Annotated in this window: 26 protein-coding genes; 10 read left to right on the top strand and 16 right to left on the bottom strand. The window is 71.6% G+C overall.

Annotated elements, in window-relative coordinates:
• Nucleotides 1-11: 11 nt before the first annotated feature.
• Entirely contained in the window at nt 12-458 is a 447-nt protein-coding gene (locus ABT171_RS00455) for a hypothetical protein (protein WP_351238163.1), read from the top strand.
• A 1-nt stretch (nt 459) separates the two neighbouring features.
• Here ABT171_RS00455 and ABT171_RS00450 read toward each other — a convergent pair whose 3' ends face one another.
• From ABT171_RS00450 to ABT171_RS00440, 3 genes are all read right to left on the bottom strand, one after another.
• Entirely contained in the window at nt 460-1,551 is a 1,092-nt protein-coding gene (locus ABT171_RS00450; RefSeq protein WP_351238161.1) for an RNA polymerase sigma factor SigF, read from the bottom strand.
• 17 nt (nt 1,552-1,568) lie between these two features.
• Nucleotides 1,569-1,985, bottom strand: a complete 417-nt coding sequence (locus ABT171_RS00445; protein ID WP_031163342.1) for an ATP-binding protein — start codon at nt 1,983-1,985, stop codon at nt 1,569-1,571.
• Between the two features lie 336 nt (nt 1,986-2,321).
• The gene (locus ABT171_RS00440; RefSeq protein WP_351238158.1) at nt 2,322-2,582 is read right to left on the bottom strand and encodes a UBP-type zinc finger domain-containing protein; all 261 of its coding nucleotides are present in this window, start codon (nt 2,580-2,582) and stop codon (nt 2,322-2,324) included.
• 61 nt (nt 2,583-2,643) lie between these two features.
• On the opposite strand from ABT171_RS00440, the gene ABT171_RS00435 reads away from it, so the two are divergent.
• Nucleotides 2,644-4,239: a Na+/H+ antiporter gene (locus ABT171_RS00435; RefSeq protein WP_351238156.1), complete on the top strand. Its 1,596-nt coding sequence runs from the start codon at nt 2,644-2,646 to the stop codon at nt 4,237-4,239.
• Here ABT171_RS00435 and ABT171_RS00430 read toward each other — a convergent pair.
• On the bottom strand, nt 4,236-5,144 hold the full coding sequence (locus ABT171_RS00430) for a 1-aminocyclopropane-1-carboxylate deaminase/D-cysteine desulfhydrase (protein WP_351238154.1): 909 nt from the start codon (nt 5,142-5,144) through the stop codon (nt 4,236-4,238). The two genes, ABT171_RS00435 and ABT171_RS00430, sit on opposite strands and share 4 nt — an antisense overlap.
• 70 nt (nt 5,145-5,214) lie before the next feature.
• Nucleotides 5,215-5,808, bottom strand: coding sequence for an N-acetylmuramoyl-L-alanine amidase (locus ABT171_RS00425; RefSeq protein WP_351238152.1), 594 nt, complete (start codon nt 5,806-5,808; stop codon nt 5,215-5,217).
• A gap of 218 nt (nt 5,809-6,026) precedes the next feature.
• Between ABT171_RS00425 and ABT171_RS00420 the strand changes: the two genes are divergently transcribed.
• The 3 genes from ABT171_RS00420 to ABT171_RS00410 all read left to right on the top strand — a co-directional run bounded on the left by ABT171_RS00420 (nt 6,027) and on the right by ABT171_RS00410 (nt 9,204).
• On the top strand, nt 6,027-7,433 hold the full coding sequence (locus tag ABT171_RS00420) for a family 2B encapsulin nanocompartment shell protein (RefSeq protein WP_351238150.1): 1,407 nt from the start codon (nt 6,027-6,029) through the stop codon (nt 7,431-7,433).
• A 112-nt stretch (nt 7,434-7,545) separates the two neighbouring features.
• Complete coding sequence (locus ABT171_RS00415) at nt 7,546-8,685, top strand: family 2 encapsulin nanocompartment cargo protein polyprenyl transferase (RefSeq protein WP_351238148.1); 1,140 nt, start codon at nt 7,546-7,548, stop codon at nt 8,683-8,685.
• Between the two features lie 186 nt (nt 8,686-8,871).
• Nucleotides 8,872-9,204, top strand: coding sequence for a DUF952 domain-containing protein (locus ABT171_RS00410; protein WP_351238146.1), 333 nt, complete (start codon nt 8,872-8,874; stop codon nt 9,202-9,204).
• Between the two features lie 74 nt (nt 9,205-9,278).
• On the opposite strand, the gene ABT171_RS00405 is transcribed toward ABT171_RS00410, so the two are convergent.
• From ABT171_RS00405 to ABT171_RS00385, 5 genes are all read right to left on the bottom strand, one after another.
• Complete coding sequence (locus ABT171_RS00405; RefSeq protein WP_351238144.1) at nt 9,279-10,043, bottom strand: VOC family protein; 765 nt, start codon at nt 10,041-10,043, stop codon at nt 9,279-9,281.
• A 43-nt stretch (nt 10,044-10,086) separates the two neighbouring features.
• Nucleotides 10,087-10,503: a VOC family protein gene (locus tag ABT171_RS00400; protein ID WP_351238142.1), complete on the bottom strand. Its 417-nt coding sequence runs from the start codon at nt 10,501-10,503 to the stop codon at nt 10,087-10,089.
• A gap of 40 nt (nt 10,504-10,543) precedes the next feature.
• The gene (locus tag ABT171_RS00395; protein ID WP_503073040.1) at nt 10,544-10,897 is read right to left on the bottom strand and encodes a helix-turn-helix transcriptional regulator; all 354 of its coding nucleotides are present in this window, start codon (nt 10,895-10,897) and stop codon (nt 10,544-10,546) included.
• A 94-nt stretch (nt 10,898-10,991) separates the two neighbouring features.
• Nucleotides 10,992-11,699 (bottom strand): B3/B4 domain-containing protein, encoded by a 708-nt coding sequence (locus ABT171_RS00390; RefSeq protein ID WP_351238138.1) that lies wholly within the window; start codon nt 11,697-11,699, stop codon nt 10,992-10,994.
• Nucleotides 11,700-11,962: 263 nt separating this feature from the next.
• A complete protein-coding gene (locus ABT171_RS00385) occupies nt 11,963-12,799 on the bottom strand; it encodes an EamA family transporter (RefSeq protein WP_351238136.1) in 837 nt (278 codons plus the stop codon).
• Nucleotides 12,800-12,917: 118 nt separating this feature from the next.
• Between ABT171_RS00385 and ABT171_RS00380 the strand changes: the two genes are divergently transcribed.
• On the top strand, nt 12,918-13,502 hold the full coding sequence (locus tag ABT171_RS00380) for a helix-turn-helix domain-containing protein (protein WP_351238134.1): 585 nt from the start codon (nt 12,918-12,920) through the stop codon (nt 13,500-13,502).
• A 110-nt stretch (nt 13,503-13,612) separates the two neighbouring features.
• Here the strand turns inward: ABT171_RS00380 and sodN are convergent, their stop codons facing one another.
• A complete protein-coding gene (gene sodN, locus ABT171_RS00375; protein WP_014674929.1) occupies nt 13,613-14,008 on the bottom strand; it encodes a superoxide dismutase, Ni in 396 nt (131 codons plus the stop codon).
• Nucleotides 14,009-14,153: 145 nt separating this feature from the next.
• Between sodN and sodX the strand changes: the two genes are divergently transcribed.
• On the top strand, nt 14,154-14,588 hold the full coding sequence (sodX, locus tag ABT171_RS00370) for a nickel-type superoxide dismutase maturation protease (protein WP_351239075.1): 435 nt from the start codon (nt 14,154-14,156) through the stop codon (nt 14,586-14,588).
• Here sodX and ABT171_RS00365 read toward each other — a convergent pair.
• Nucleotides 14,492-15,121, bottom strand: coding sequence for a CGNR zinc finger domain-containing protein (locus tag ABT171_RS00365; RefSeq protein WP_351238131.1), 630 nt, complete (start codon nt 15,119-15,121; stop codon nt 14,492-14,494). The two genes, sodX and ABT171_RS00365, sit on opposite strands and share 97 nt — an antisense overlap.
• 219 nt (nt 15,122-15,340) lie before the next feature.
• On the opposite strand from ABT171_RS00365, the gene ABT171_RS00360 reads away from it, so the two are divergent.
• A complete protein-coding gene (locus ABT171_RS00360; RefSeq protein ID WP_351238129.1) occupies nt 15,341-15,580 on the top strand; it encodes a hypothetical protein in 240 nt (79 codons plus the stop codon).
• A 59-nt stretch (nt 15,581-15,639) separates the two neighbouring features.
• On the opposite strand, the gene ABT171_RS00355 is transcribed toward ABT171_RS00360, so the two are convergent.
• From ABT171_RS00355 to ABT171_RS00345, 3 genes are read right to left on the bottom strand one after another with little or no spacing between them, the layout of a single operon-like run.
• Nucleotides 15,640-16,392, bottom strand: coding sequence for an amino acid ABC transporter ATP-binding protein (locus ABT171_RS00355; protein ID WP_351239073.1), 753 nt, complete (start codon nt 16,390-16,392; stop codon nt 15,640-15,642).
• 50 nt (nt 16,393-16,442) lie between these two features.
• Nucleotides 16,443-17,405, bottom strand: coding sequence for an amino acid ABC transporter permease (locus ABT171_RS00350; protein WP_351238127.1), 963 nt, complete (start codon nt 17,403-17,405; stop codon nt 16,443-16,445).
• A 47-nt stretch (nt 17,406-17,452) separates the two neighbouring features.
• On the bottom strand, nt 17,453-18,403 hold the full coding sequence (locus tag ABT171_RS00345; RefSeq protein WP_351238125.1) for an ABC transporter substrate-binding protein: 951 nt from the start codon (nt 18,401-18,403) through the stop codon (nt 17,453-17,455).
• A gap of 553 nt (nt 18,404-18,956) precedes the next feature.
• Between ABT171_RS00345 and ABT171_RS00340 the strand changes: the two genes are divergently transcribed.
• Nucleotides 18,957-20,180 (top strand): NAD(P)-dependent malic enzyme, encoded by a 1,224-nt coding sequence (locus ABT171_RS00340; protein ID WP_351238123.1) that lies wholly within the window; start codon nt 18,957-18,959, stop codon nt 20,178-20,180.
• A 194-nt stretch (nt 20,181-20,374) separates the two neighbouring features.
• Nucleotides 20,375-21,340, top strand: coding sequence for a zinc-binding dehydrogenase (locus ABT171_RS00335; protein ID WP_351238121.1), 966 nt, complete (start codon nt 20,375-20,377; stop codon nt 21,338-21,340).
• 70 nt (nt 21,341-21,410) lie between these two features.
• On the opposite strand, the gene ABT171_RS00330 is transcribed toward ABT171_RS00335, so the two are convergent.
• Complete coding sequence (locus ABT171_RS00330) at nt 21,411-22,457, bottom strand: PadR family transcriptional regulator (RefSeq protein WP_351238119.1); 1,047 nt, start codon at nt 22,455-22,457, stop codon at nt 21,411-21,413.

Genomic DNA, 22,457 nt, shown 5'->3' with positions numbered 1-22,457 from the left:
ACCCTGCTGGGGTGAGCAGTGAGCAGAACCCCGCCCAGGAGACCGCTGAAGCCGGCGCGGCGGCACGCCCCCGCCGGCTGACCTACGCCGCCGTGCTGGCCGGGCTGGAAGGTGTCGCCCTGGCGGTCGGCGGGCTGTGGGTGCTCGTGCTCGGGATCACCGGCTCCCCGGACGACCGGCAGCAGGCCGTGACCCTGGGCATCACGCTGGCCGTGCTCGCGCTGCTGCCGCTGCTCGCCGCGCGCGGACTGCTGCTGCGGCGCAGCTGGAGCCGCGGCCCCGCGGTGATCACCCAGCTGCTGGCGCTGCCGATCGCGTACAACCTGATCCATGCCGACAGCCTGGCCGTCCCGGCCGGTATCGCCCTCACGGCCGTCGCCGTGGCGGCGCTGGTGCTGCTCGTCAACGGCGAGACGACCCGGGCCCTCGGCATCAAGGGACCGGGCCGCGCCGAATAGATCACTCCTCGACGAGCAGCTTCTCGCGCAGCTGGGCCAGGGTGCGGGCGAGCAGCCGCGAGACGTGCATCTGGGAGATGCCGACCTCCTGCGCGATCTGCGACTGGGTCATGTTCCCGAAGAAGCGCAGCAGCAGGATCCGCTTCTCGCGCGGCGGCAGATCCTCCAGCAGCGGCTTCAGCGACTCCCGGTACTCCACGCCCTCCAGCGCCTCGTCCTCCGCGCCGAGGGTGTCGGCGACCGCGGGGGACTCGTCGTCGGTGTCCGGGACGTCCAGGGACAGCGTGGAGTACGCGTTGGCGGACTCCAGGCCCTCCAGGACCTCCTCCTCGGAGATCGCGAGCCGCTCGGCCAGCTCGTGCACGGTGGGGGAGCGGCCGTGCAGCTGGGACAGCTCGGCCGTCGCCGTGGTCAGCGAGAGCCGCAGCTCCTGCAGCCGACGCGGCACGCGCACCGCCCAGCCCTTGTCGCGGAAGTGCCGCTTGATCTCGCCGACGACGGTCGGGGTGGCGTACGTGGAGAACTCCACGCCGCGCTCCGGGTCGAACCGGTCGACGGACTTGATCAGACCGATCGTGGCGACCTGGGTGAGGTCGTCCAGCGGCTCGCCGCGGTTGCGGAACCGGCGCGCCAGGTGCTCCACGAGCGGCAGGTGCATACGGACCAGCTGGTTGCGCAGCTCGGCGTACTCCGGGCTGCCCGCGTTCAGCGTGCGCAGTTCCACGAACATCGCCCGCGCCCCGCTGCGGTCCTGGGGGCCGTGCTGTGCTGCCTGCACGGCCTCCGCGCCCGGCGCGTCGTCCTCGGCGTACCGCTCGTGCTCGCTCATCGTCCCGCCCGTAGCCCTTCCCCGAGGCCTGGCCGCCGCACGGGGTTCCGCCTCGGGCGCGCCCTCGGCGGAACCGTCACCGCCGGTCCGCGCGGAGTCGTCCTCCGGGTGCGGTCTGGCCTGCTCGGGGATGCCGTCGATGCCGTCCGCCATGCGCCGGGAACCGTCCCGGGGGCCCTCCCCGGGCGTCTCGGCAGTCCTCGGCCAGGGGGCACCCCCGTCCCCGGCCGGCAGCTCCCGTGTGCCGCGCTCTTCGTCCCGCACCGGACCGTCCCCGTTCCTCACGCCGGCCCGGGACCCGCGCCGCGCTGTTTGTAGAGGCTGATCGACACGGTCTTGTCCTCGTCGACGGCGGACGAGACCTTGCCCGCGAGGGCCGAGAGCACGGTCCAGGCGAAGGTGTCCCGCGAGGGGGCGTGACCATCCGTGGTCGGCGCCGCGACCGTGACCTCCAGCGAGTCGTCGACGAGCCGGAAGACACAGCTGAGCACGGAGCCGGGCACGGCCTGTTGGAGCAGGATCGCGCAGGCCTCGTCCACGGCGATGCGCAGGTCCTCGATCTCGTCCAGGGTGAAGTCCAAGCGCGCCGCGAGACCGGCCGTGGCCGTCCGCAGCACCGACAGGTAGGCACCCGCGGCCGGCAGCCGGACTTCCACGAAGTCCTGATTCGCCGTGGGCTCGCCTGCGATCTGGGACACCCTCACCTCCATGGTGGTACAAGCTTTACGGGGCCGAGGGTCGCCCCCCGGGGTAACGCGTACGTGGTTCCGCGGTGACGCTATCGCGCTCCGAACGTTCCTGTCCCGGGACCCCAACCCCCCTGGCGTCACTCACAGTAAAGCTGTGTATACGCTCCGTGTCTAGAGGGTGTGCGGGCCCAAATGGGAAGAGGGCGCGCCGGGTTGACGTACCCAGACGTCTCACGCTCGAACCGTCGTGCGGTCGTCGCCGCATGCAGTGTCACACGAGAACGGGGCCGGACGGGAATGTGATCACGCGACGGCACGCTCGGACCACTACCTCGGGCCAGTACCTCAGGCCAGTACGTGGTCCACGAAGCACCACCGCCACTCCTCACCCGGCTCGAAGGACCGCATGACCGGGTGACCGGACGCCTCGTGGTGCCGCGTGGCGTGCCTGCCCGGCGAGGAGTCGCAGCATCCGACGTGTCCGCAGCTGAGACACAGCCGCAGCTGGACGGGGTGCGTGCCGTCCCGCAGGCACTCCGGGCAGGTGGCGTCGAGCGGATCCGGCTCCGGGTGCGGCAGCGCGTCGGTGTGCGTGCACTGTTTCATGATTGCCAGATTACGACGGGCGTGCGGGTGGCCGCGCGGACAACGAGGGTGGGCGAGGATCATGGACGTGATGCCGCTGCTGTTGCTGGTGGCGGGCAGTGCGGCGGTCGCGGGGGCCGCCCGGCGCACCCCCGTGCCGGCCCCGCTGCTGCTGGTCGCCGTGGGCCTGGCGGTCTCGTACGTCCCCGGCGTCCCGCACTACACGCTGGACCCGGACGTCGTCCTGCCCCTGGTGCTGCCCCCGCTGCTGTACAAGGAGGGCACCGAGAGCTCGTACCTCGACCTGCGCGCCCAGATGCGGCCCGTGGGGCTGCTGTCGATCGGGTACGTGCTCTTCGCGACCTTCGTCGTCGGCTGGGCCGCCTACCTCGTCGTTCCGGGGCTGCCGCTGCCCGCCGCGCTGGTACTGGGCGCGGTGGTGGCACCGACGGACGCGGTCGCGGCCGCGGCGATCGCGCGCCGCGTCGGCCTGCCGTCCAGGATCACCACCATCCTCCAGGGCGAGTCCCTGCTCAACGACGCCACCGCGATCACCGCGTACAAGGTGGCCCTCGCCGCGGCCGTCGGCGAGGGCGCCACCTGGGCGGGCGGCATCGGCGAGTTCCTGCGGGCCGCGGTCGGCGGTGTCGTCGTCGGGCTGGTGCTCATGGTGCCGATCCACTGGCTGCGCACCCGCCTGAGGGAGGCGCTGCTGCAGAACACCCTCTCCCTGCTGATCCCGTTCGTCGCCTACGGCGTGGCCGAGCAGTTCCACGGCTCCGGAGTCCTCGCGGTCGTGGTGGTCGCGGTCTATCTCGGGCACCGCGCGTGGGAGGTCGACTTCGCCACCCGCCTCCAGGAGGACGCGGTGTGGCGGATGGTCGCCTTCGTGCTGGAATCGGCGGTGTTCGCGCTGATCGGCCTGCAGCTGCCGACCGTGCTGAAGGGGCTGGGGGCGTACCAGGGCGCCGACGCCGCCTGGTACGCGCTCGCGGTCTTCCTCGTGGTCGTCGCGGCCCGCTTCGTCTGGGTGTTCCCGGCGACCTTCCTGCCCCGCAGCCTCTTCAGCCGCATCAGGGAGCGCGAGGACAACCCCACCTGGCGGGCGCCGGTCGTGACCGGGTGGGCCGCCATGCGAGGCGTGGTGTCCCTGGCCATCGCCTTCTCGATCCCGCTCACCGTGCACGGCGGTGCGCCCTTCCCGCAGCGGAACCTGGTCCTGTTCCTGACCTTCACCACCGTCATCGGCACCCTCGTGGTGCAGGGCCTGACCCTCGCGCCGCTGATCCGCCTGATGCGGTTCCCCGGGCGCGACCGGCAGGCCGAGACGCTCGCCGAGGCCAACGCCCAGGCACAGGCCTCCCGGGCCGCCGAGAGCCGCCTGGACGACCTCCTCTCCGACGAGCGCAACGCCCTGCCCCCGCCGCTCGCCGACCGCCTCCGCACGGTCCTGGAGCGCCGCCGCAACGCGGTCTGGGAGCGCCTCGGCCAGACCAACCCGGTCACCGGCGAGACCGTGGACGACACCTACCGCCGGCTCTCCCGCGAGATGATCAGCGCCGAACGCGAGGTCTTCGTCAAGCTCCGCGACCACCGCTACATCGACGACGAGATGCTGCGCGCGCTGCTCAGACGCCTGGACCTGGAGGAGGCGGCGGTCTACCGGGAGGCCCCCTAGGGGGTTTCGTCCCCCGGGAACGGCCGCCCGGTGACGACGGCGGCGATCGCCGTCCCGCGCGCGAAGGCGCCCTCCCCGGCGAGGGTGACGAGTCCGTAGAGCAGCTTGGCGACATAGAGACGTTCGACGGGCAGCCCGTGGCGGTCCTCGAAGTCCTGCGCGAAAGCGTGCAGTTCGGGTGTCGTACGGGCGTAACCGCCGAAGTGGAAACGCTCGTCGAGGGACCAGGAGCCGGTGCGGGCGCCGAAGGCACGTTCCTGCAGACTCCGTACCTCGCCTTCCAGGAAGCCGCCCTTGAGGACCGGTACGCCGAGCGCGCGCTGTCCGGCCGCCAGCCCGGCGGCGAGCCCCGCGAGGGTGCCGCCGGTGCCGCAGGCGACCGCGACGACGTCGGCGTGCCCGCGCAGTTCCCCGCCCAGGGCCCGGCAGCCTCGTACGGCCGCGCTGTTGCTGCCGCCTTCGGGGACGACGTACGCCTCCTCGGCGCCGGCCGCGCGCAGGATCGCGGCCAGGGTCTCCGGCTCGGTCTTGCGGCGATACGTCGATCTGTCGACGAAGTGCAGCCGCATGCCGTCCGCCGCGCACCGGGCCAGCGAGGGGTTGAGCGGCCGGCCGGCCAGCTCCTCGCCGCGGACCACGCCGGTGGTCGGCACACCGAGGAGACGGCCCGCGGCGGCGGTGGCGCGCAGGTGGTTGGAGTAGGCGCCGCCGAAGGTGACCAGGGGGCGGCCTCGGGCCGCCTGGAGGTTCGGCACCAGCTTGCGCCACTTGTTGCCGACGAGGCCGGGGTGGATCAGGTCGTCGCGCTTGAGGAGAAGCCGGACTCCGCACCGCTCGAACCGGTCGTCCGCCACCTCCTGGAGAGGGGAGGGGAGGCGGGGAGCGAGCGGGGTCCGGCTGGTCACGGCTTCATTGTCACCCGGTGCGGGGGCTCGGGTCCTTCTGGTGGATCTCCGTGGACGAAGGGGCGCGGCGCTACCCCTTCAGCCGCTCGGCCACCCGCTCCCGCAGCCACCCCATCCCGAACCCCCGCGGATCCACCTTCCCCGGCTGCCACTCCAAGTGGCCGATCACCGAGCTCTCGGTCCACCCGTGCCGGCGGCACACCGCGGCCGCCGCCCGGGTGATCGCGTCCAGCTGGGCCTGCGGCCAGGGGTCCTCCCCGTCGCCCAGGTTCTCGCACTCGAAGCCGTAGAAGTGCCGATTGCCATCGGTGTTCGCCTCGTTGTCCGGCGGCAGCCCCTTCTCGGCGATCACCGCGCGCAGCACGTCGTCGTCGCCGAGGCCGGCGTGGTTGGCGCGGCCGTAGCCCACCAGGTGCACGCTGCCGTCCTTGGTGATCACGCCGTGGCACAGCGGGCCCGGCAGCGCCGCATGGCCGTCCTTGCACAACTGCACCGTGAGCGCGCTGCCACGGGTCACCGTGTGGTGGATCATCACGCCGTGGACGGGCCCCCACGGGCCCTTGTGGTTGCGGTTGTGGTTCTGCCAGTCGCCGACCTCGACGACGGTGAGGCCCTCCGCTCGCAGGGCGTCCAGAAACCCGCTCGCGGACATGGGTGGGGCCATGCCGCCTCCTTCGTTCCGTGCCGGTCCGTTCCGGTCGCCGGACGCTACCGAAACCGGACGTCCCGGACCACGGCGGATCCGCTGTGTGCCCACTGATCCGATGATCCATTCCCGCTCTTTCGGGTAATGGCGTGACCACTGAGGGTGATGGAAGGCTCGGTGCAGAGGCCGGTGCCCAGGGCGATTCGGCACCGGGGATACCTGGGAGGCAATTCTCTATGTCGGTAGGCGAAGAGGTCCGCACGGATCAGAGCAAGCCGCAGCAGTCCCTCGGGACGGCGGCCGCGCGGAACCTGGCCACCACCACCAAGTCCGTCCCGCAGATGCAGGAGATCAGCTCCCGCTGGCTGCTGCGCACACTCCCGTGGGTCGACGTCCAGGGCGGCACGTACCGCGTCAACAGGCGGCTGACGTACTCCGTCGGCGACGGCCGCATCACCTTCGTCAAGACCGGCGACCAGGTCGAGGTCATCCCGGCCGAGCTCGGCGAACTGCCGGCCCTGCGGTCCTACGAGGACGAGGAGGTGCTGACGGAGCTGGCCCGGCGCTGCCGCCAGCGCGACTTCGCGCCGGGTGAGGTGATCGCCGACTTCGGCAACCAGACGGGCGAGGTGTACCTGCTGGCGCACGGCCGGGTCGAGAAGATCGGTACGGGGCCCTACGGCGACGACGCCGTCCTCGGAGTCCTCGCCGACGGCGCCTACTTCGGTGAGCAGGCACTGCTGGACCCGGACGCCATCTGGGAGTACACCGTCCGCGCGGACACCGCGACCACGGTGCTGATCCTCAGCCGCCAGGACTTCCAGCAGATCGCCGAGCGCTCCGACACCCTGCGCGCGCACCTGGAGCAGCTGCGCTCCGTCCCGGAGCAGCGGACCAACAAGTACGGCGAGAAGGAGGTCGAGCTGGCGGCCGGCCACTCCGGCGAGCCCGACATCCCGCACACCTTCGTGGACTACGAGGCACGGCCCCGCGAGTACGAACTGAGCATCGCCCAGACCGTGCTGCGCATCCACACACGCGTGGCCGACCTGTACAACCAGCCGATGAACCAGACCGAGCAGCAGCTGCGGCTCACGGTCGAGGCGCTCAAGGAGCGCCAGGAGCACGAGCTGATCAACAACCGCGACTTCGGCCTGCTCCACAACTGCGAGTACGACCAGCGGATCCAGCCGCACGACGGCGTGCCCAGCCCGGACGACATGGACGAGCTGCTCAGCCGCCGGCGCAGCACCAAGCTGTTCCTGGCCCACCCGCGTGCGATCGCCGCGTTCGGGCGCGAGCTGAACAAGCGCGGACTGGTCCCGGAGACCGTCGAGATCGGCGGCAACCGCATCCCCACCTGGCGCGGCGTGCCGATCTACCCGTGCAACAAGATCCCGGTCACCCCGGAGCGCACCACCTCGATCATCGCGATGCGCACCGGCGAGCAGGACCAGGGCGTCATCGGCCTGCGGCAGTCGGGCATCCCGGACGAGATCGAGCCGAGCCTGTCGGTCCGCTTCATGGGCATCAACGAACAGGCCATCATCAAGTACCTGGTGACGGCCTACTACTCGGCCGCCGTGCTGGTGCCCGACGCGCTCGGTGTGCTGGAGAACGTCGAGATCGGCCGCTGGAGGTGACGTTTCCGCACTTCGCGGCCGTGTCCCCGCCCGCCGCGGCGGGTAGACCCTCGGAACATGCGTCCGGCCGGGCCGGCGACGCCGGCGTCCGCGGACCTGGCGAGGGGGAGACATGGCCGAGTTCATGACGGAGACCGAACAGCGTTCCCCCGTCGTGCCGCACCCCGGCACGGCGGGGGAACGGCGGGGGAGGACCGGCGACGCCGACGCCGGTCCGCTCGAAGGACAGGAGGCGGCGGCCCTGCTGGAGCGCACCCGGGCCGTCGTCGACCCGGAGCTGCGCGCGGCCCTGGAGGCGCTGCCCGGCTCCATGCGGCGGATCGCGCTCTACCACTTCGGCTGGCAGCACGAGGACGGCACCGCGGCGACGGGCAGGGCCGGCAAGGCGATAAGGCCCGCGCTCGTCCTGGCGGCAGCCGCCGCCCTCGGCGGCCCGGCGGCCCGTACGGCGGCGGTGCGGGCGGCGGTGGCGGTCGAACTGGTCCACAACTTCACGCTGTTGCACGACGACGTGATGGACCGGGACACGTCCCGCCGGCACCGGCCCACGGCCTGGACGGTGTTCGGCGACACCGACGCGATACTCGCGGGTGACGCCCTCCAGGCACTGGCCCTGCGGCTGCTCGCCGAGGACCCGCACCCGGCCTCGGGACCGGCCGCGGCCCGGCTCGCGGACTGTGTCCTGGAGCTGTGCGCCGGCCAGCACACCGACACGGACCTGGAGCGCCGCGCCCCGGACGACGTCACCCTCGACGAGGTGCTCGCCATGGCCGAGGCCAAGACCGGCGCGCTGCTGGGCTGCGCCTGTGCCCTCGGCGCGCTGTACGCGGGCGCCGGCCAGGAGGAGGTGGCGGCGCTGGACGGCTTCGGCCGGCAGGCGGGGCTCGCCTTCCAGCTGATCGACGACGTCATCGGCATATGGGGCGACCCGCGCCGCACCGGCAAACCGGCCGGTGCGGATCTCGCGGCCCGCAAGAAGTCGCTGCCCGTGGTGGCGGCCCTGTCGACCGGCACCGAGGCGGCGGCCGAACTGGCCGAGATGTACGCCAAGCCGTACATCTCCGGTGACGCCGAGAGCATCGCGCGTACGGCCCTCGCCGTGGAGCGGGCGGGCGGCCGGGACTGGGCGCAGGCCGAGGCGGCCGACCGGATGGCCCGTGCCGTGCAGGAGCTGTCCCGCGCGATCCCCGCCCCCGAGGCGGCGGACGGCCTGCTGGCGCTCGCCGAGTTCGTGACCCGGCGCAGCAGCTGAGCGCTGCCGGCACCGGCGGCCGGGAGAGACCCCGGAGTCCCGGGACCGTGCGACTCCTGACCTCGTACGGTCCCCGGGACTCCGGTCGGGCGGCTCCCGCACATCCCCACGGTGTGCGGGGTCCGTCGCATGCACCCGCACGGAAAGCCGCCGCTGGGCCCGCCCTCGGCGCCGTACCGTAGGCGCATGCCGAAACTGCCCCGCATCTTCCACATCACCGAACGCTCCCTGTGGGAGACGGCGCGCGAGCGCGGCTCCTATGAGGTGTCCACCCGTGGCCGCACCCTCCAGGAGGAGGGCTTCATCCACTTCTCCACCCGCGAGCAGCTCCCGCGCGTCGCCGCGTTCCTCTACGGCGACTACGACGGCCCGGACGAGCTGGTCGTGCTGGTCGTGGATCCGGCCCTGGTCGGCGCGCCGGTGAAGTACGAGGCCATGGAGCCGGGCGGGGAGGAGTTCCCGCATGTGTACGGGCCGGTGCCGGCCGGCGCCGTGGTGGACGTGGAATCCTGGGGATGACCGGCGAAGGGCGGCGGCGGGGACGCGTGCCCGCCGCGTCCGGAGTCCTCCGCCACCCCTGCGGTTCTGTGCCTCTACGCGTCCACCGGGCGCTGACCGGCGCCGGGCAGGCCGCCGGTCTCCGGGTCCCGGCCGGTCAGGCAGTAGGTGCCGCCCGCCGGATCGCGCATCACCGTCCAGTGCGGGCCCCCGCCCACCGGGACCGCCCCGTGCGCCTCGTGCCGGGCGCGGACGGCGGCGACGTCCGCACAGGCGAGGTCGAGATGGGCGGAGACAGGGCGTTCCTCGTCGAGCCGCTGGAGGAGGATCCGGACGGGCAGGCCCGCCGGCGGCCTCAGCACCTCGAACTCCGGCCGTGAACCGGTCTGCCGCTCCCAGCCGGTGAGCCGGGCCCAGAAGGCGGACTCGGTGGCGTACGCCGACGGCGGGATGCCGAGGCACACCTGGTCGAGCCGGCTGCCCGCCACCACCGGCGGCCGTACCGACTCCCCGTGCCAGGGCACGGCGCAGAACAACTGCCCCGCCGGAGAGCGCAGTACGGCCCGGCCGTCGTGCTCCGCCACCCTCTCCGCACCGAGGTCACGGGCCGCACCGGTCAACTCCCGTACGTCCTCGGCGCAGAGGTCGAGATGGGCACCGCCGTCGCCCCCGGTGACGCCCTGGAGCTTCACGCAGGCGTCCGTCCCGTCGGTGTCCTCGGGCAGCAGGGTGAGGAACTCCCCCCGGTCGCCGCGGGGTTCGGACGGCCGGGTGCCGGTGACGGCGGCCCAGAAGGCGCGGGCCTCGGGCAGCCGGGCGGCGGGCCGGTCGACGAAGGCGTAGGTCCAGCGAATGATCACGGCGGGGAGTGTAGGCGCCAACCCATCAGCGGCTCGCGGTATTTCACCGGGCGGGCCGCTGGAGGAAGCGCAACTGGTTGCCCGCCGGGTCCCGGAAGGCGCAGTCGCGCACGCCGTACGGCTGGTCGGTGGGCTCCTGGAGCACATCGGCGCCGGACTCCCGCACCCGCTCGTACAGCGCGTCGCAGTCCTCGGTCGTGAAGATCACACCCCGCAGCATGCCCTTGGCCAGCAGCTCGGCCATCGCCTGCCGGTCGGCGGGGGAGGCGTCCGGGTTCGCGCCGGGCGGCTCCAGCACGATCTCGACGTCCGGCTGCAGCGGCGAGCCCAGCGTCACCCAGCGCATGCCCTCGAAGCCCACGTCGTTGCGGACCTCCAGGCCGAGCACGTCACGGTAGAAGGCGAGCGCCTTGTCGTGGTCGTCCACCGCGATGAAGCACTGCTTGAGTTTCACGTCCATGGGCCCACGCTAGGCCCATCGGGATCCGGACGCGCGCGAGTCACCAGGGCCGGCGGCGGGGCCGGGTGAACGTACGGGCCACGCAGGACGGGATCGCCGCGCTCTCCTCGTGGTCACGGGCCCGGTAGGCGCTCGGGGTCTCGCCGACCAGCTCGGTGAAGCGGGAGCTGAAGGAGCCGAGCGACGTACATCCCACGGCGAGGCACACCTCGGTCACGGTGAGGTCGCCGCGGCGCAGCAGCGCCTTGGCCCGTTCGATCCTGCGGGTCATCAGATAGCTGTACGGCGTCTCGCCGAAGGCCTTGCGGAAGCTGCGCTGGAAGTGGCCCGGCGACATGTGGGCGCCGCGGGCCAGCTCGGTCATGTCGAGCGGCTCGGCGTACTCGCGGTCCATGCGGTCGCGCACCCGCCGCAGCCGTCTGAGGTCCTCCAGGGTCACGCCGACAGCTTGGCACAGGGCACTGACACCGAGGTATGGCACGCTCCTTTCAGGCGGTGGCCTGTGGCCGGGCGGGGCCGAGGTAGTGCACGGCGCTCTGCCCGGCGTGCGGGGCGAGAAGACCCCGCAGTTCGTCCGCCGCGACCTTCAGGAGGTCGCCGTCGCGGGTGGCGTGGAGGGTTTCGAGGAGGAAGGCGACGCGGGTGGAGTCCTCGGTGACGCGGGTCCGGTGGGCGTCGCGGTGGTTCCAGTGGCGGGTCAGGACCCCGGTGGTGTCGGCGTAGATGATCTCGCCGGGGCTGGGGGTCTCGATGGTGCCGGGTTCGCCGAGCGGGGTGAAGGACTCGGTGCCGTCCGCGTACCGGATGTCGACATCGCCGGTGACTCGGTCGAGGTCGAAGGCGCCGGCGGGCAGACCGTACCGGACGGAGACGGTGTTGTAGGAGTCGACGGCCGGGTTGATCCGCGGCAGCGTCCCCTTCTTGGCGAGGCGGCGGCCGAGTGCGTCGACGCTGGGGCGGATGCGGCGGGGGTTGGTGCCGAACGAGCGGTAGGCGGTGTGCCAGGCCGCGATGCGGGGGTCGGTCTCGTCGGCGGGAAGCCAGCTGCCGTCGGCGAGCTGCTGTTCCAGCTCCGCCACGGCGGTGTCGGTGTGCGGCCAGGGCTCGTGGCCCCGCAGGCCGGTGGCGGTGACGAGGGCGATGAGGGTGTCGGGGAAGGCTTCTGCGACGGCGGGGGCGATGCGGAAGGCGGGCATGGGCGGGTTCCGTTTCCTGCTGGGGTGCGGATGGGTTCGGGGTTCGGGTCCGGGCTGGGGTCGGGGTTCGGGTCGGGGCACGGGCCGGCGCTCGGGTCGGGGCTCAGCGAGGGCTCGGGTCGGGGGTCAGCGAGGGCTCGGGTCGGGGGTCAGCGAGGGTTGGGGGTGGGGGTCAGCCAGGGCTCGGGTTGGGGCTCAGCGAGGGCTCGGGTAGGGCTTGGGCCGGGGGTCAGCCAGGGAACGGGGCGGGGCTGAGCGAGGGCTCAGGGCAGGGCGAGGAGGGTGACGGCGACGGCGGCGGTGCCGAGGCCGACGAGCTGGCCGCGGTGGATGCGTTCGGCGAGCACGCCGCGCGCGAGCAGCACCGTGCCGGCCGGGTAGAGCGCGGTGACCACGGCGACGACGGTGAGGTCCCCGCTGCGGGCGGCGAGCAGGAACAACAGGTTCGCCAGCGAGTCCAGCACGCCCGTGGCGGCCGACATCGCGTACGCGGGCCGTTCGGAGCCCAGCCTGTGGCGTATCAGCCCGGCCGCGGCCAGGACGACGGCCGAGGAGACGGCCCGGCCGGTGATCAGCGGCGCCACCCCGCTGCCGGACGGCGCCTGGTGCAGGAAGACCAGCTGAAGCGCGATGGCGGCGCCCGCACCGAGGGCCAGCAGCAGGGCCGTACGGGAGGGGCGCGCCGAACCGCCGCCGTGTCCGGCGCTGACCAGTACGACCGCCACCAGCGCGAGCGGCAGTCCCACCAGCCCCGCCGCGGTCAGCCGCTCGCCCTGGAGCAGGCCGACACCCACCGGCAGCGCGGCGGACACCAGCGCGGTCACGGGCGACAGCACGTTCATGGGGCCGATCGCCAGGGTGCGGTAGAGCAGGGCGAACGCGGCGGCGGAGGCGACCCCGGACGCGGCGCCCCAGCCGAGGGTGGCGCTGCCGAACGAGGCACCGAGCGCCGGCCACAGCAGCAGCTCGACCGCGAGACTCGCCGGGGCCGCGACCATCACGGTCCGCAGCACATGGGCCTTCCGGGCGCCGAGGCCGCCGAGGAAGTCGGCGCACCCGTACGCGAGTGAGCTGCCGAGGGCCAGCAGGAGAGCGATCACAGCACATTCCTTACGATTACAGTGGAACGACTGCACCGTACAACGGAACGACCAAAGCGTGTCAACCAAACGACCGGGCGGTACATTTCACTGGTCAAGGCGGAAGGATGGTGATCAGGTGGCCGAGACGGCCGCGACCCTGCGGACGGTCGCGCAGAACGTGCGGGCGGCCCGAGCCCGCGCGGGCCTGTCCCTGGACGAGCTCGGCCGGCGCGCCCAGGTCAGCAAGGGTGCCCTGGTGGCGCTGGAGAAAGCCCAGGGCAATCCCAACCTGGCCACTCTGGTGCGGCTCGCCGACACCCTCGGCATCTCGGTGTCCGCGCTGATGCAGGGACCGTCCGAAGGCCGGGTCCGCGTGGTGGACGCCGCCGCAGTCGCCCCCTTGTGGACCGGAGAGCGCGGCAGTGAGGCCCGGCTCATGCTGACGACCTCGGGGCCGGCGCCGGTCGAGGTCTGGCGCTGGCGACTGGAGCCGGACGAGGAATACCCCAGCCACCCCCACCAGGCCGGAGTCGTGGAAACCGTCAGCGTCACCTCCGGCCGCATGACCCTGGTCGTCGACGGCGACGAGCACCCGCTGGAAGCAGGCCAGACGGCCACCTTCGACGGCGACACCCCGCACACCTACCGCGGCGCGGGCGGCGAGACCTGCCACCTGATCATGACGGTCCACCTGCCACCGGGCCCGGCCGCCACGCCCTGACAGAGCGTGCGGCCCGCACCGGCGAGCCCGCTCGTCGCCCTGACGGCGTGGGTACGGCAAGGGGCCCGGCCGGAGGACCGGCCGGGCCCCTTGTCCAGGGACAGAAGGCCTCAGGCCTTCTTGGTCTCCCAGAAGATCTTGTCGATCTGGGCGATGTAGTCCAGCGCCTTCTGGCCCGTCGCCGGGTCGGTGGACGCCTTGGCGGCCGAGAGGGCCTTCAGGGTGTCGTTGACCAGCTGGTGCAGCTCCGGGTACTTCTCGAAGTGCGGGGCCTTGAAGTAGTCGCTCCAGAGCACGGAGACGTGGTGCTTCGCGAGCTCCGCGCGCTGCTCCTTGATGACGGTGGCGCGTGCCTGGAAGTGGGGGTCGTCGTTACCGGCCATCTTCTCCTGGACGGCCTTCACCGACTCCGCCTCGATGCGGGCCTGGGCCGGGTCGTACACGCCGCAGGGCAGGTCGCAGTGGGCGCTGACCTTGACCTTGGGGGCAAACAGGCGGGAAAGCATGGAGCATTCCTTCCTCGTGATCGTCTTCTCAGGTGTGACATTACTCCCTGCAGAAGGCGATTTCTCGGGTGCCCCCTGGGGCTTAGGACAAAAGTCCAGGGTCAGACTGAGACTGGTGGAGGAACGGACCGGGGAGGTGCCGGGGATGCCGGAGCTGTCGCAGGAGAGCGAGCGGGGGAGGGCGGTGGCGCCGTTCGGGCTGGCCGAGGTGACCGGCCCGTCGATGGTGCCCACGCTCCATCACGGGGACCGCCTGCTGGTCCAGTACGGGGCCTCGGTCAGGCCGGGGGACGTCGTCGTCCTGCGCCATCCGTTCCAGCAGGACCTGCTCGTCGTCAAGCGTGCCGTGGAGCGGCGCGAGGGCGGCTGGTGGGTGCTCGGGGACAACCCCTACGCGGGCGGGGACAGCACCGACTACGGCGTCGTACCGGACGAACTGGTGCTGGGTACGGCGCGCTTCAGGTACCGGCCGCTCCCGGCCGGTCAGCGTTCGCCGCTGACGCTGGTGCGCTGGGCGCTCTCGGCCGCCAGGCCGCTGCTCGCCGACCGGTCGGCCTCAAGGCGCTTGCGGGCCCGGTAGGCGGCCACGTTGGCGCGGGTCGCGCAGCGGTCGGAGCAGTAGCGCCGGGAGCGGTTGGTGGAGGTGTCGAGGAAGGCGTTGCGGCACGGCGCGGCCTCGCACAGGCCGAGGCGGTCGACGCCGTACTCGGTGAGGTGGAAGGCCAGGCCCATGGCGGCGATGGCCGCGTAGCCCGCCGTGGCGTTGGAGGGGTGGTCGGCCAGGTGCATGTGCCACAGCGGGCGGCCGTCATCGTCCCGGTGGTCGTGGCCGGAGATCTGGGGTGACACGGGGAACTCCAGCAGCAGTGAGTTCAGCAGGTCGACGGCGAGGGTCTCGTCGCCCTTGTCGGCCGCCTCGAAGACCGCGCGCAGCCGGGCCCGCACCGAGCGGAAGCGGGTGACGTCGGCGTCGGTGGCGCGGCGGGCCGCCGACGAGTTCTCGCCGAAGAGGTCGCGGACGGCCTCGACCGAGGTCAGCGAGTCCTTGCCCCGGGCCGGTTCCTCGGTGTTGACGAGACGGACGGCATAATCCGAGTAATAGGCCAGTTCCACTTGTAGTCCTTACGAGGGCGCTTTATGGTCATGTCTGCGTCGGGTAACAGCCGGTCGTCTGTCCAGGGTATTACGCGATGCGGTGGTGCGGCTGGGGGCGCGGCCGGTCGCCGGGGCGTGGGCGGGGCCGTGCGAGTGGTTAGTTCGATGAGCGGTTTTTTGGAATGAATGCTCGGGTAGCTAGGCGGCGAAATATCATCCCAAATGCGGAGGAAAGTCGTGTTTGCACGTAGGGTCCTGGCCATCGCGCTCGCTACCCCCGTCCTGCTCGCCACGATCGGAATGACGGGCGCAGCCGCGTCCACTCCGGAAAAGGCCACCCTTGCGCAATCGGCCGCCCGGCCCGAGCCCGCCCACGGCCACAGGCACGGCGAGGCGGCTGCGCCAAACGCCGAGGAAGAAGAGGAGGAGGGCGGCATCCTCGGCACCCTCACCGGTGAACTCGCGGGTCGCTTCTGAGCATGGTCCACAGGAAGGGGCGGTACGGAGCATCCGTACCGCCCCTCACGGGTGTGTGCTCAGAGGACCTTCGACAGGAACGACTGGGTCCGCTCGTGCTGAGGGTCCGTCAGGACGTCGCGGGGGTGGCCCGATTCGACCACCACGCCCTCGTCCATGAACACCAGGCTGTCGCCCACCTCGCGGGCGAAACCCATCTCGTGGGTGACGACGACCATGGTCATGCCGGACTCGGCGAGATCCCGCATGACGTCGAGGACGTCACCGACCAGCTCCGGGTCCAGGGCCGAGGTCGGCTCGTCGAACAGCATCAGCTTCGGCTCCATCGCCAGGGCCCGGGCGATGGCCACGCGCTGCTGCTGGCCGCCGGACAGCTGCGAGGGGTAGTGCCCGGCCCGGTCGGCCAGCCCCACGCGCTGCAGCAGCTGCATGGCCTGCTCCCGGGCCTGCGTCCTGGCCACGCCCTTGACCTGCACCGGCGCCTCCATGACGTTCTCCAGCGCCGTCATGTGGGGGAACAGGTTGAAGCGCTGGAAGACCATGCCGATGTCCCGGCGCTTCATGGCGACCTCACGGTCGCGCAGCTCGTACAGCTTGTCGCCCTGCTGGCGGTAGCCGACCAGCTCGCCGTCGACGTACAGCCGGCCGGCGTTGATCTTCTCAAGGTGGTTGATGCACCGCAGGAAGGTCGACTTGCCGGAGCCGGACGGGCCGATCAGGCAGAACACCTCACCCGGCTCGACCTCCAGGTCGATGCCCTTGAGCACCTCGACGTGCCCGAAGGACTTGTGCACGCCCTGGGCCCTGACCATCGGGACCGTGCCCTCGGGCGGCGCATCCTGCGTCTTGCTCAGCCTGCCGCTCATGCCGCGCCCACCGCTCCCCTCGGACGGCCCAGCGAGAACATGTTCGCCTTCACCTTCTGCCACGGCGTCGGCGGCAGCTGGCGGCTGGAACCGCGGGCGTAGTAGCGCTCGATGTAGTACTGGCCCACGCTCAGCACGGAGGTCATGATCAGGTACCAGGCCGCGGCGAGGAAGTACATCTCCACGGGGGCACCGGAGTTCTGGCCGATGTCCTGGGCGTAGCGGAACAGCTCGGGATACTGGACGGCCGCCACCAGCGAGGTGGTCTTCAGCATGTTGATCACTTCGTTGCCCGTCGGCGGCACGATCACGCGCATCGCCTGCGGGATGATCACCCGGCGCAGCGTCCTGCCGTGGCTCATGCCGAGCGCGTGGGCCGCCTCGGTCTGGCCCTCGTCCACCGCGAGCAGGCCCGCGCGGCAGATCTCGGCCATGTACGCCGCCTCGTTCAGACCCAGGCCGAGCAGCGCCGTCAGCAGCGGCGTCATGAAGTTCGACCAGTAGTCCTTGTAGAACGGCATCAGGTCGATGTACTCGAAGACCAGGCCCAGGTTGAACCAGAGGAACAGCTGGACCAGGACCGGGGTGCCGCGGAAGAACCAGATGTAGAACCAGGCGATCGACGAGGTCACCGGGTTCTTCGACAGCCGCATGATCGCCAGGAGGATGCCGCCGGCGATGCCGATCAGCATCGACAGGACCGTCAGCATGAGCGTCTTGGAGACGCCGGTCATGATCCGGTGGTCGAAGAAGTAGTCCGGCACCGCGTGCCAGTTGATCTGGCCCTGGCCGAACGCGTAGACGATCGCGACGAGGACCGCGATGGCGACGACGGCGGAAACGTATCGCCCGTAGTGCCGGACCGGGATGGCCCTGATGGCCTCCGGGGCGGCCGGGGGAGTGGTGCCCTCCCCGGGGCCCGTGGGGCCCTCCCCGGCCGTCTTCTCTGTGTCAGTCACGGGTGTTGCCTCTCAGTGGCCGCTTCTGCTTCGTCTGCTTCCGCGGGTCACTTGCCGCCGTTGATCACGGACTCCTTGACGGCGCCGTCCTGGGCGCCCCACTTCTGGAGGATCTTCGCGTACTCGCCGTTCTTGATGATCGCGTTCATCGCGGCCTGCAGCGCGTCGCGCAACTGCGCGTCCTTCTTGGCCACGGCGATGCCGTACGGCGCCGCCTCCACCTGCCGGCCGACGATCTGGAAGTTCTTGCCGCCGCCGGAGGTCTTCACCGCGTACGCGGCGACCGGGAAGTCGGAGGAGGCCGCGTCCACACCGCCGGAGCGCAGCCGGGTCTGGGACTGCTGGTCGTCGTCGAACGGCTCGATGGTGAGCTTCTTGCCGCTCGGACACTTCTTGGCCTCCTGCTTGGCCAGGTCGTTCGAGACGGTGCTGCGCTCGACGGCGATCTTCTTGCCGCACAGGTCCGACCAGCCGTTGATGCCCTGGGTGTCGCCCTTGCGGGTGTAGATCGAGACACCGGCGGTCAGGTAGTCGACGAAGTCGACGCCCTCGCCGACCTTCTTGCCCGTGTCCGGGTCGATGCCCTGCTGGCGGTCCTTGTTGTCCGTCATCGCCGTCATCGCGATGTCGTAGCGGCCGGAGCGCAGACCGGTGAGCAGACCGTCGAAGGTGCCGTCCTGGAACTCCAGCGTCACGCCGAGCTGCTTGCCCAGGGCCGCCGCGAGGTCCGGGTCCACACCGACGGCCTTGCCGGAGGAGTCCTTGAACTCCATCGGGGCGTACTTGATGTCCGAACCGACCTCGATCCTGCCCTTGTCCCTGATGTCCTTGGGGAGCTTGCCGGCGAGCGGAGCGCTGGCGGAGCCGGAGTCCTTGCTCTTGTCCTTGGTCTGGTCACCGCAGCCGGTGAGCAGCAGGGCGCCCGCGACCGCGATCGCACCGACCGCTGCCGGACGGGAGCGTGCGGCGGTCGTACGACGGGCTAAGTTTGCGGTCATCGTGGTTCCTCCGGCGGATGGGAAGAGGTGCCGACGGTCGACGAGAGCACACACCTTCGGGTGTCGCGACCTCGTGGGTTTACGGCATCTTGCCATTCGGACTACGCCGTCCAGGGGGCCGACTATGTCAAAATCGGATAACGGGTGACCCCCGAAACCGCCTCAGGTCGGTACACCTTGGTTCAACAGCACCGAACCATCTGCGGGATTCCGGCCATATGGCCGGAAATTCTTCGACGCATCTCACGATGTGGTCAGCTCGGGCCTCTGTGCGACGCCTTCGCGCGCTCGGCGCGGTTGTCAGCTGCGCGTCACCTCACGGCGGCTTTCCGGTTCCGAGATGTGACCTTGCGCCTATTGGACTCGTCGTGAGCGCCGTCCGTCCGGTAAGAAGGTTCTTTACACCCCTCATCCGGGGCTCAGGGCGCGTGTGCGGCGCGCCCGTCGCGTATGTGCTCGTACGTATCAGCAATCGGGCCGTACGCGGTGCCCGCCCACCCCTCACCAGGAGTGGTCGACCCTCAAACCATGCATACCTAAGGGGTAAAACAAAGTGGCAGCGGAGATCGTCAATCCTCGCAGCGACAGCACAACGGATCAGGACGGCGGGGCCGAGCCCCTCGATTCGTTCGATCCGGCGTTCGCGCTGCACCGCGGCGGCAAGATGGCCGTGCAGGCCACCGTGCCGGTCCGCGACAAGGACGACCTTTCCCTCGCGTACACGCCCGGTGTGGCGCGCGTGTGCACCGCGATCGCGGAACAGCCGGAGCTGGTCAACGACTACACATGGAAGTCCTCGGTGGTCGCCGTCGTGACCGACGGTACGGCCGTGCTCGGACTCGGGGACATCGGTCCCCAGGCCTCCCTCCCGGTGATGGAGGGCAAGGCGATCCTGTTCAAGCAGTTCGGCGGCGTCGACGCGGTGCCGATCGCGCTCGACTGCACGGGCGTGGACGAGATCGTGGAGACCGTGGTCCGGCTCGCTCCCTCCTTCGGCGGAGTGAACCTGGAGGACATCTCGGCACCCCGGTGCTTCGAGATCGAGAAGCAGCTCCAGGAGCGCCTCGACATCCCGGTCTTCCACGACGACCAGCACGGTACGGCCGTCGTGACGCTCGCGGCGCTGCGGAACGCCGCGCGGCTGAGCGGCCGTGAGATCGGGCAGCTGCGGGCCGTCATCTCGGGCGCCGGCGCGGCCGGTGTCGCCATCGCCAAGATGCTGGTCGAGGCCGGCATCGGGGACGTGGCGGTCGCGGACCGCAAGGGCGTCGTGTCGGCCGACCGGGAGGACCTGACCCCGGTCAAGCGCGAGCTGGCCGGTTTCACCAACAAGGCGGGCATCACCGGCTCCCTGGAGGACGCCCTCGCGGGCGCCGACGTCTTCATCGGCGTCTCCGGCGGTACGGTCCCGGAGGAGGCCGTGGCCTCCATGGCGAAGGGCGCCTTCGTGTTCGCGATGGCCAACCCGAACCCCGAGGTGCATCCGGACGTCGCGCACAAGTACGCGGCGGTCGTCGCGACCGGGCGGTCGGACTTCCCGAACCAGATCAACAACGTGCTGGCGTTCCCGGGCATCTTCGCGGGCGCGCTGCAGGTGCGGGCCACCCGGATCACCGAGGGGATGAAGATCGCTGCGGCTGAGGCGCTGGCCGCGGTGGTCGGCGACGATCTCGCCGCCGACTATGTGATTCCCTCGCCGTTCGACGAACGGGTCGCTCCGGCGGTCACGGCGGCTGTGGCGGCTGCGGCTCGCGCCGAGGGCGTTGCCCGTCGCTGACGTTGCGCTGAATGGCCCCGTCCGTTTGGGCGGGGCCGTTCCTTTGCCACCCGCCCGCCCGGATCTGGTGTGGCAGGGGTGCCCTTCGGGGCGCTGGGGGCGGCCTGCGCCGGACGGGTGGCCCAGCGCAAGAGGGCATGTGTCACAGGGCCCCGCGGTTCCGCCGGCTGATCAGCGCGCCTATCGTCGGCAGCATGTTCGCTGTCTACGCCGCCCGAATCGACCGCGACCAGCCGCTCACCGGCCTGGAGTTGGGGGAGCGTCCGGCTCCCGAGGCCCGGCCCGGCTGGAGCACCATCCATGTGCGGGCCGCTTCCCTCAACCACCACGACCTCTGGTCCCTGCGGGGCGTCGGCCTCCCGGAGGACCGGCTGCCGATGATCCTCGGCTGCGACGCCGCCGGAGTCGACGAGGACGGCAACGAGGTCGTCCTGCACTCCGTCATCGGCCAGACCGGCCACGGCGTCGGCCCGAACGAGCCGCGCTCCATCCTCACCGAGCGCTACCAGGGCACCTTCGCCGAACAGGTCGCCGTGCCGACCTGGAACGTCCTGCCCAAGCCCAAGGAGCTGTCCTTCGCCGAGGCCGCCTGTCTGCCGACGGCCTGGCTGACGGCGTACCGGATGCTGTTCACCAACGCCGGGGTACGGCCCGGTGACTCGGTTCTCGTGCAGGGCGCGGGCGGCGGTGTCGCCACGGCCGCGATCGTGCTCGGCAAGGCGGCCGGGCTCCGTGTCTTCGCCACCAGCCGGGACGAGGCCAAGCGGAAGCGGGCCCTGGAACTGGGGGCCGTGGAGGCCGTGGAGCCCGGAGCGCGGCTGCCGCAGCGGGTGGACGCCGTCATCGAGACCGTGGGCGCCGCCACCTGGTCCCACTCGGTGAAGTCCCTGCGGCCCGGCGGCACGATCGTCATCTCCGGCGCCACCAGCGGTGACCGGCCCTCGCATGCCGAGCTGACCCGGATCTTCTTCCTGGAGCTGAAGGTCGTCGGTTCCACCATGGGCACCAAGGACGAGCTGGAGGACCTGCTCTCCTTCTGTGCCGCGACCGGCGTACGGCCCGTCATCGACGAGGAGCTGCCGCTGGACCGGGCCCGTGAGGGCTTCGAACGCCTCGCTTCCGGCGAGCAGTTCGGGAAGATCGTGCTCACCACGTCCTGAGGCCTCCTGCTCCGGCGGGAGCGGTCGTCGGCCGGGCCCGGGTGTCCGGGCCCGGCCCCCGTGGCTCCCGTCAGGGCGCCGGTGTCCGCAGCAGCGCGCCGATGTGGGCCGCCGCCGTCGACAGGTGGCGGCGGGCGTCGCGGAGCTGGGCGTGGGTGACGCCGTGGTCGCGGGCCGCGTCGCGGATGTCGTCCCGGAAGCGGTCGAGGAGACGGTCCAGGTCGCGGGCCGGGTCGCCGGTGGAGTCCTCGTGCGCCCAGGACGGCTCGTACTCTGCCGGGAAGTCCTCGGTGGCCCGGACGTAGTGCACGTCGGCGGCTGTGGCGCCGGACCTGGGCGCCGGCTCATCGGGAGTGCGGGAGTGACCCCAGTTCTTGCCGAAGTCACCGAGCTCTCTGGCCAGTTCGGACAGGCCCTCGCGGACGCCCGTCGGCCAGTCGCCGTGCGCGAAGTGGTCCTGGACGCGGTCCTGGACCTGGCGCGCGATGCGCTGCATCTCCTCCTGCGCCTGGGCCCGCGCCCGCGCCTGCGCCTCCTGGGCCTGGCGGCGGGCCCGCTGGGCCTCCTCGCGAGCCCGGCGGCTCTCGTCCTTGGCGCGGCGGGCCTGCTCCTTCCACTCCTGCCTGACGCGGCGCATCTCCTCCTTGGCGGCCCGCCAGGCCTCCTTGTCGGTGAGGTCGCCGTACTCCCCGGAGGGGCCCGCCGCGCCCGCGCCCGTCTTCGCGTTCCGGTGCGCCTCGGACGCGGCCGCGCGCATCTCGCGGCGCAGGTCGCCGGCCGCGCCGCGCACGTCGGCCCTTATCTCGGCGGCCAGTTCCGCGACCGACTCGCGGATCTCCAGCTCCAGGTCGGCCAACTCGCCGCTGCGGTCGGCCAGTTCGGCCCGGCCGGCGTCCGTGATGGCGTACACCTTGCGGCCGCCCTCCGTGGTGTGCCGGACCAGGCCCTCCGCCTCCAGCTTGGCCAGCCGGGGGTAGACCGTGCCCGCCGAGGGGGCGTAGAGCCCCTGGAAGCGCTCCTCAAGGAGTCTGATCACCTCGTAGCCGTGGCGCGGGGCCTCGTCGAGCAGTTTGAGCAGATACAGGCGCAGGCGCCCGTGGGCGAAGACGGGGGGCAT

Origin of the sequence: Streptomyces sp. NPDC001851 (assembly GCF_040297165.1) — a bacterium.
Lineage (GTDB): Bacteria > Actinomycetota > Actinomycetes > Streptomycetales > Streptomycetaceae > Streptomyces.
This window is presented reverse-complemented; position numbering and strand designations above follow the sequence as displayed.

Bases quoted from the DNA above. Each gene is read 5' to 3' on its own strand.
- ABT171_RS00440 (WP_351238158.1), bottom strand. From the start codon at position 2,582: ATGAAACAGTGCACGCACACCGACGCGCTGCCGCACCCGGAGCCGGAT.
- ABT171_RS00435 (WP_351238156.1), top strand. From the start codon at position 2,644: ATGGACGTGATGCCGCTGCTGTTGCTGGTGGCGGGCAGTGCGGCGGTC.
- ABT171_RS00425 (WP_351238152.1), bottom strand. From the start codon at position 5,808: ATGGCCCCACCCATGTCCGCGAGCGGGTTTCTGGACGCCCTGCGAGCG.
- ABT171_RS00420 (WP_351238150.1), top strand. From the start codon at position 6,027: ATGTCGGTAGGCGAAGAGGTCCGCACGGATCAGAGCAAGCCGCAGCAG.
- ABT171_RS00415 (WP_351238148.1), top strand. From the start codon at position 7,546: ATGGCCGAGTTCATGACGGAGACCGAACAGCGTTCCCCCGTCGTGCCG.
- ABT171_RS00410 (WP_351238146.1), top strand. From the start codon at position 8,872: ATGCCGAAACTGCCCCGCATCTTCCACATCACCGAACGCTCCCTGTGG.
- ABT171_RS00400 (WP_351238142.1), bottom strand. From the start codon at position 10,503: ATGGACGTGAAACTCAAGCAGTGCTTCATCGCGGTGGACGACCACGAC.
- ABT171_RS00395 (WP_503073040.1), bottom strand. From the start codon at position 10,897: ATGGACCGCGAGTACGCCGAGCCGCTCGACATGACCGAGCTGGCCCGC.
- ABT171_RS00390 (WP_351238138.1), bottom strand. From the start codon at position 11,699: ATGCCCGCCTTCCGCATCGCCCCCGCCGTCGCAGAAGCCTTCCCCGAC.
- sodN (WP_014674929.1), bottom strand. From the start codon at position 14,008: ATGCTTTCCCGCCTGTTTGCCCCCAAGGTCAAGGTCAGCGCCCACTGC.
- sodX (WP_351239075.1), top strand. From the start codon at position 14,154: ATGCCGGAGCTGTCGCAGGAGAGCGAGCGGGGGAGGGCGGTGGCGCCG.
- ABT171_RS00355 (WP_351239073.1), bottom strand. From the start codon at position 16,392: ATGGTCAGGGCCCAGGGCGTGCACAAGTCCTTCGGGCACGTCGAGGTG.
- ABT171_RS00345 (WP_351238125.1), bottom strand. From the start codon at position 18,403: ATGACCGCAAACTTAGCCCGTCGTACGACCGCCGCACGCTCCCGTCCG.
- ABT171_RS00335 (WP_351238121.1), top strand. From the start codon at position 20,375: ATGTTCGCTGTCTACGCCGCCCGAATCGACCGCGACCAGCCGCTCACC.
- ABT171_RS00330 (WP_351238119.1), bottom strand. From the start codon at position 22,457: ATGCCCCCCGTCTTCGCCCACGGGCGCCTGCGCCTGTATCTGCTCAAA.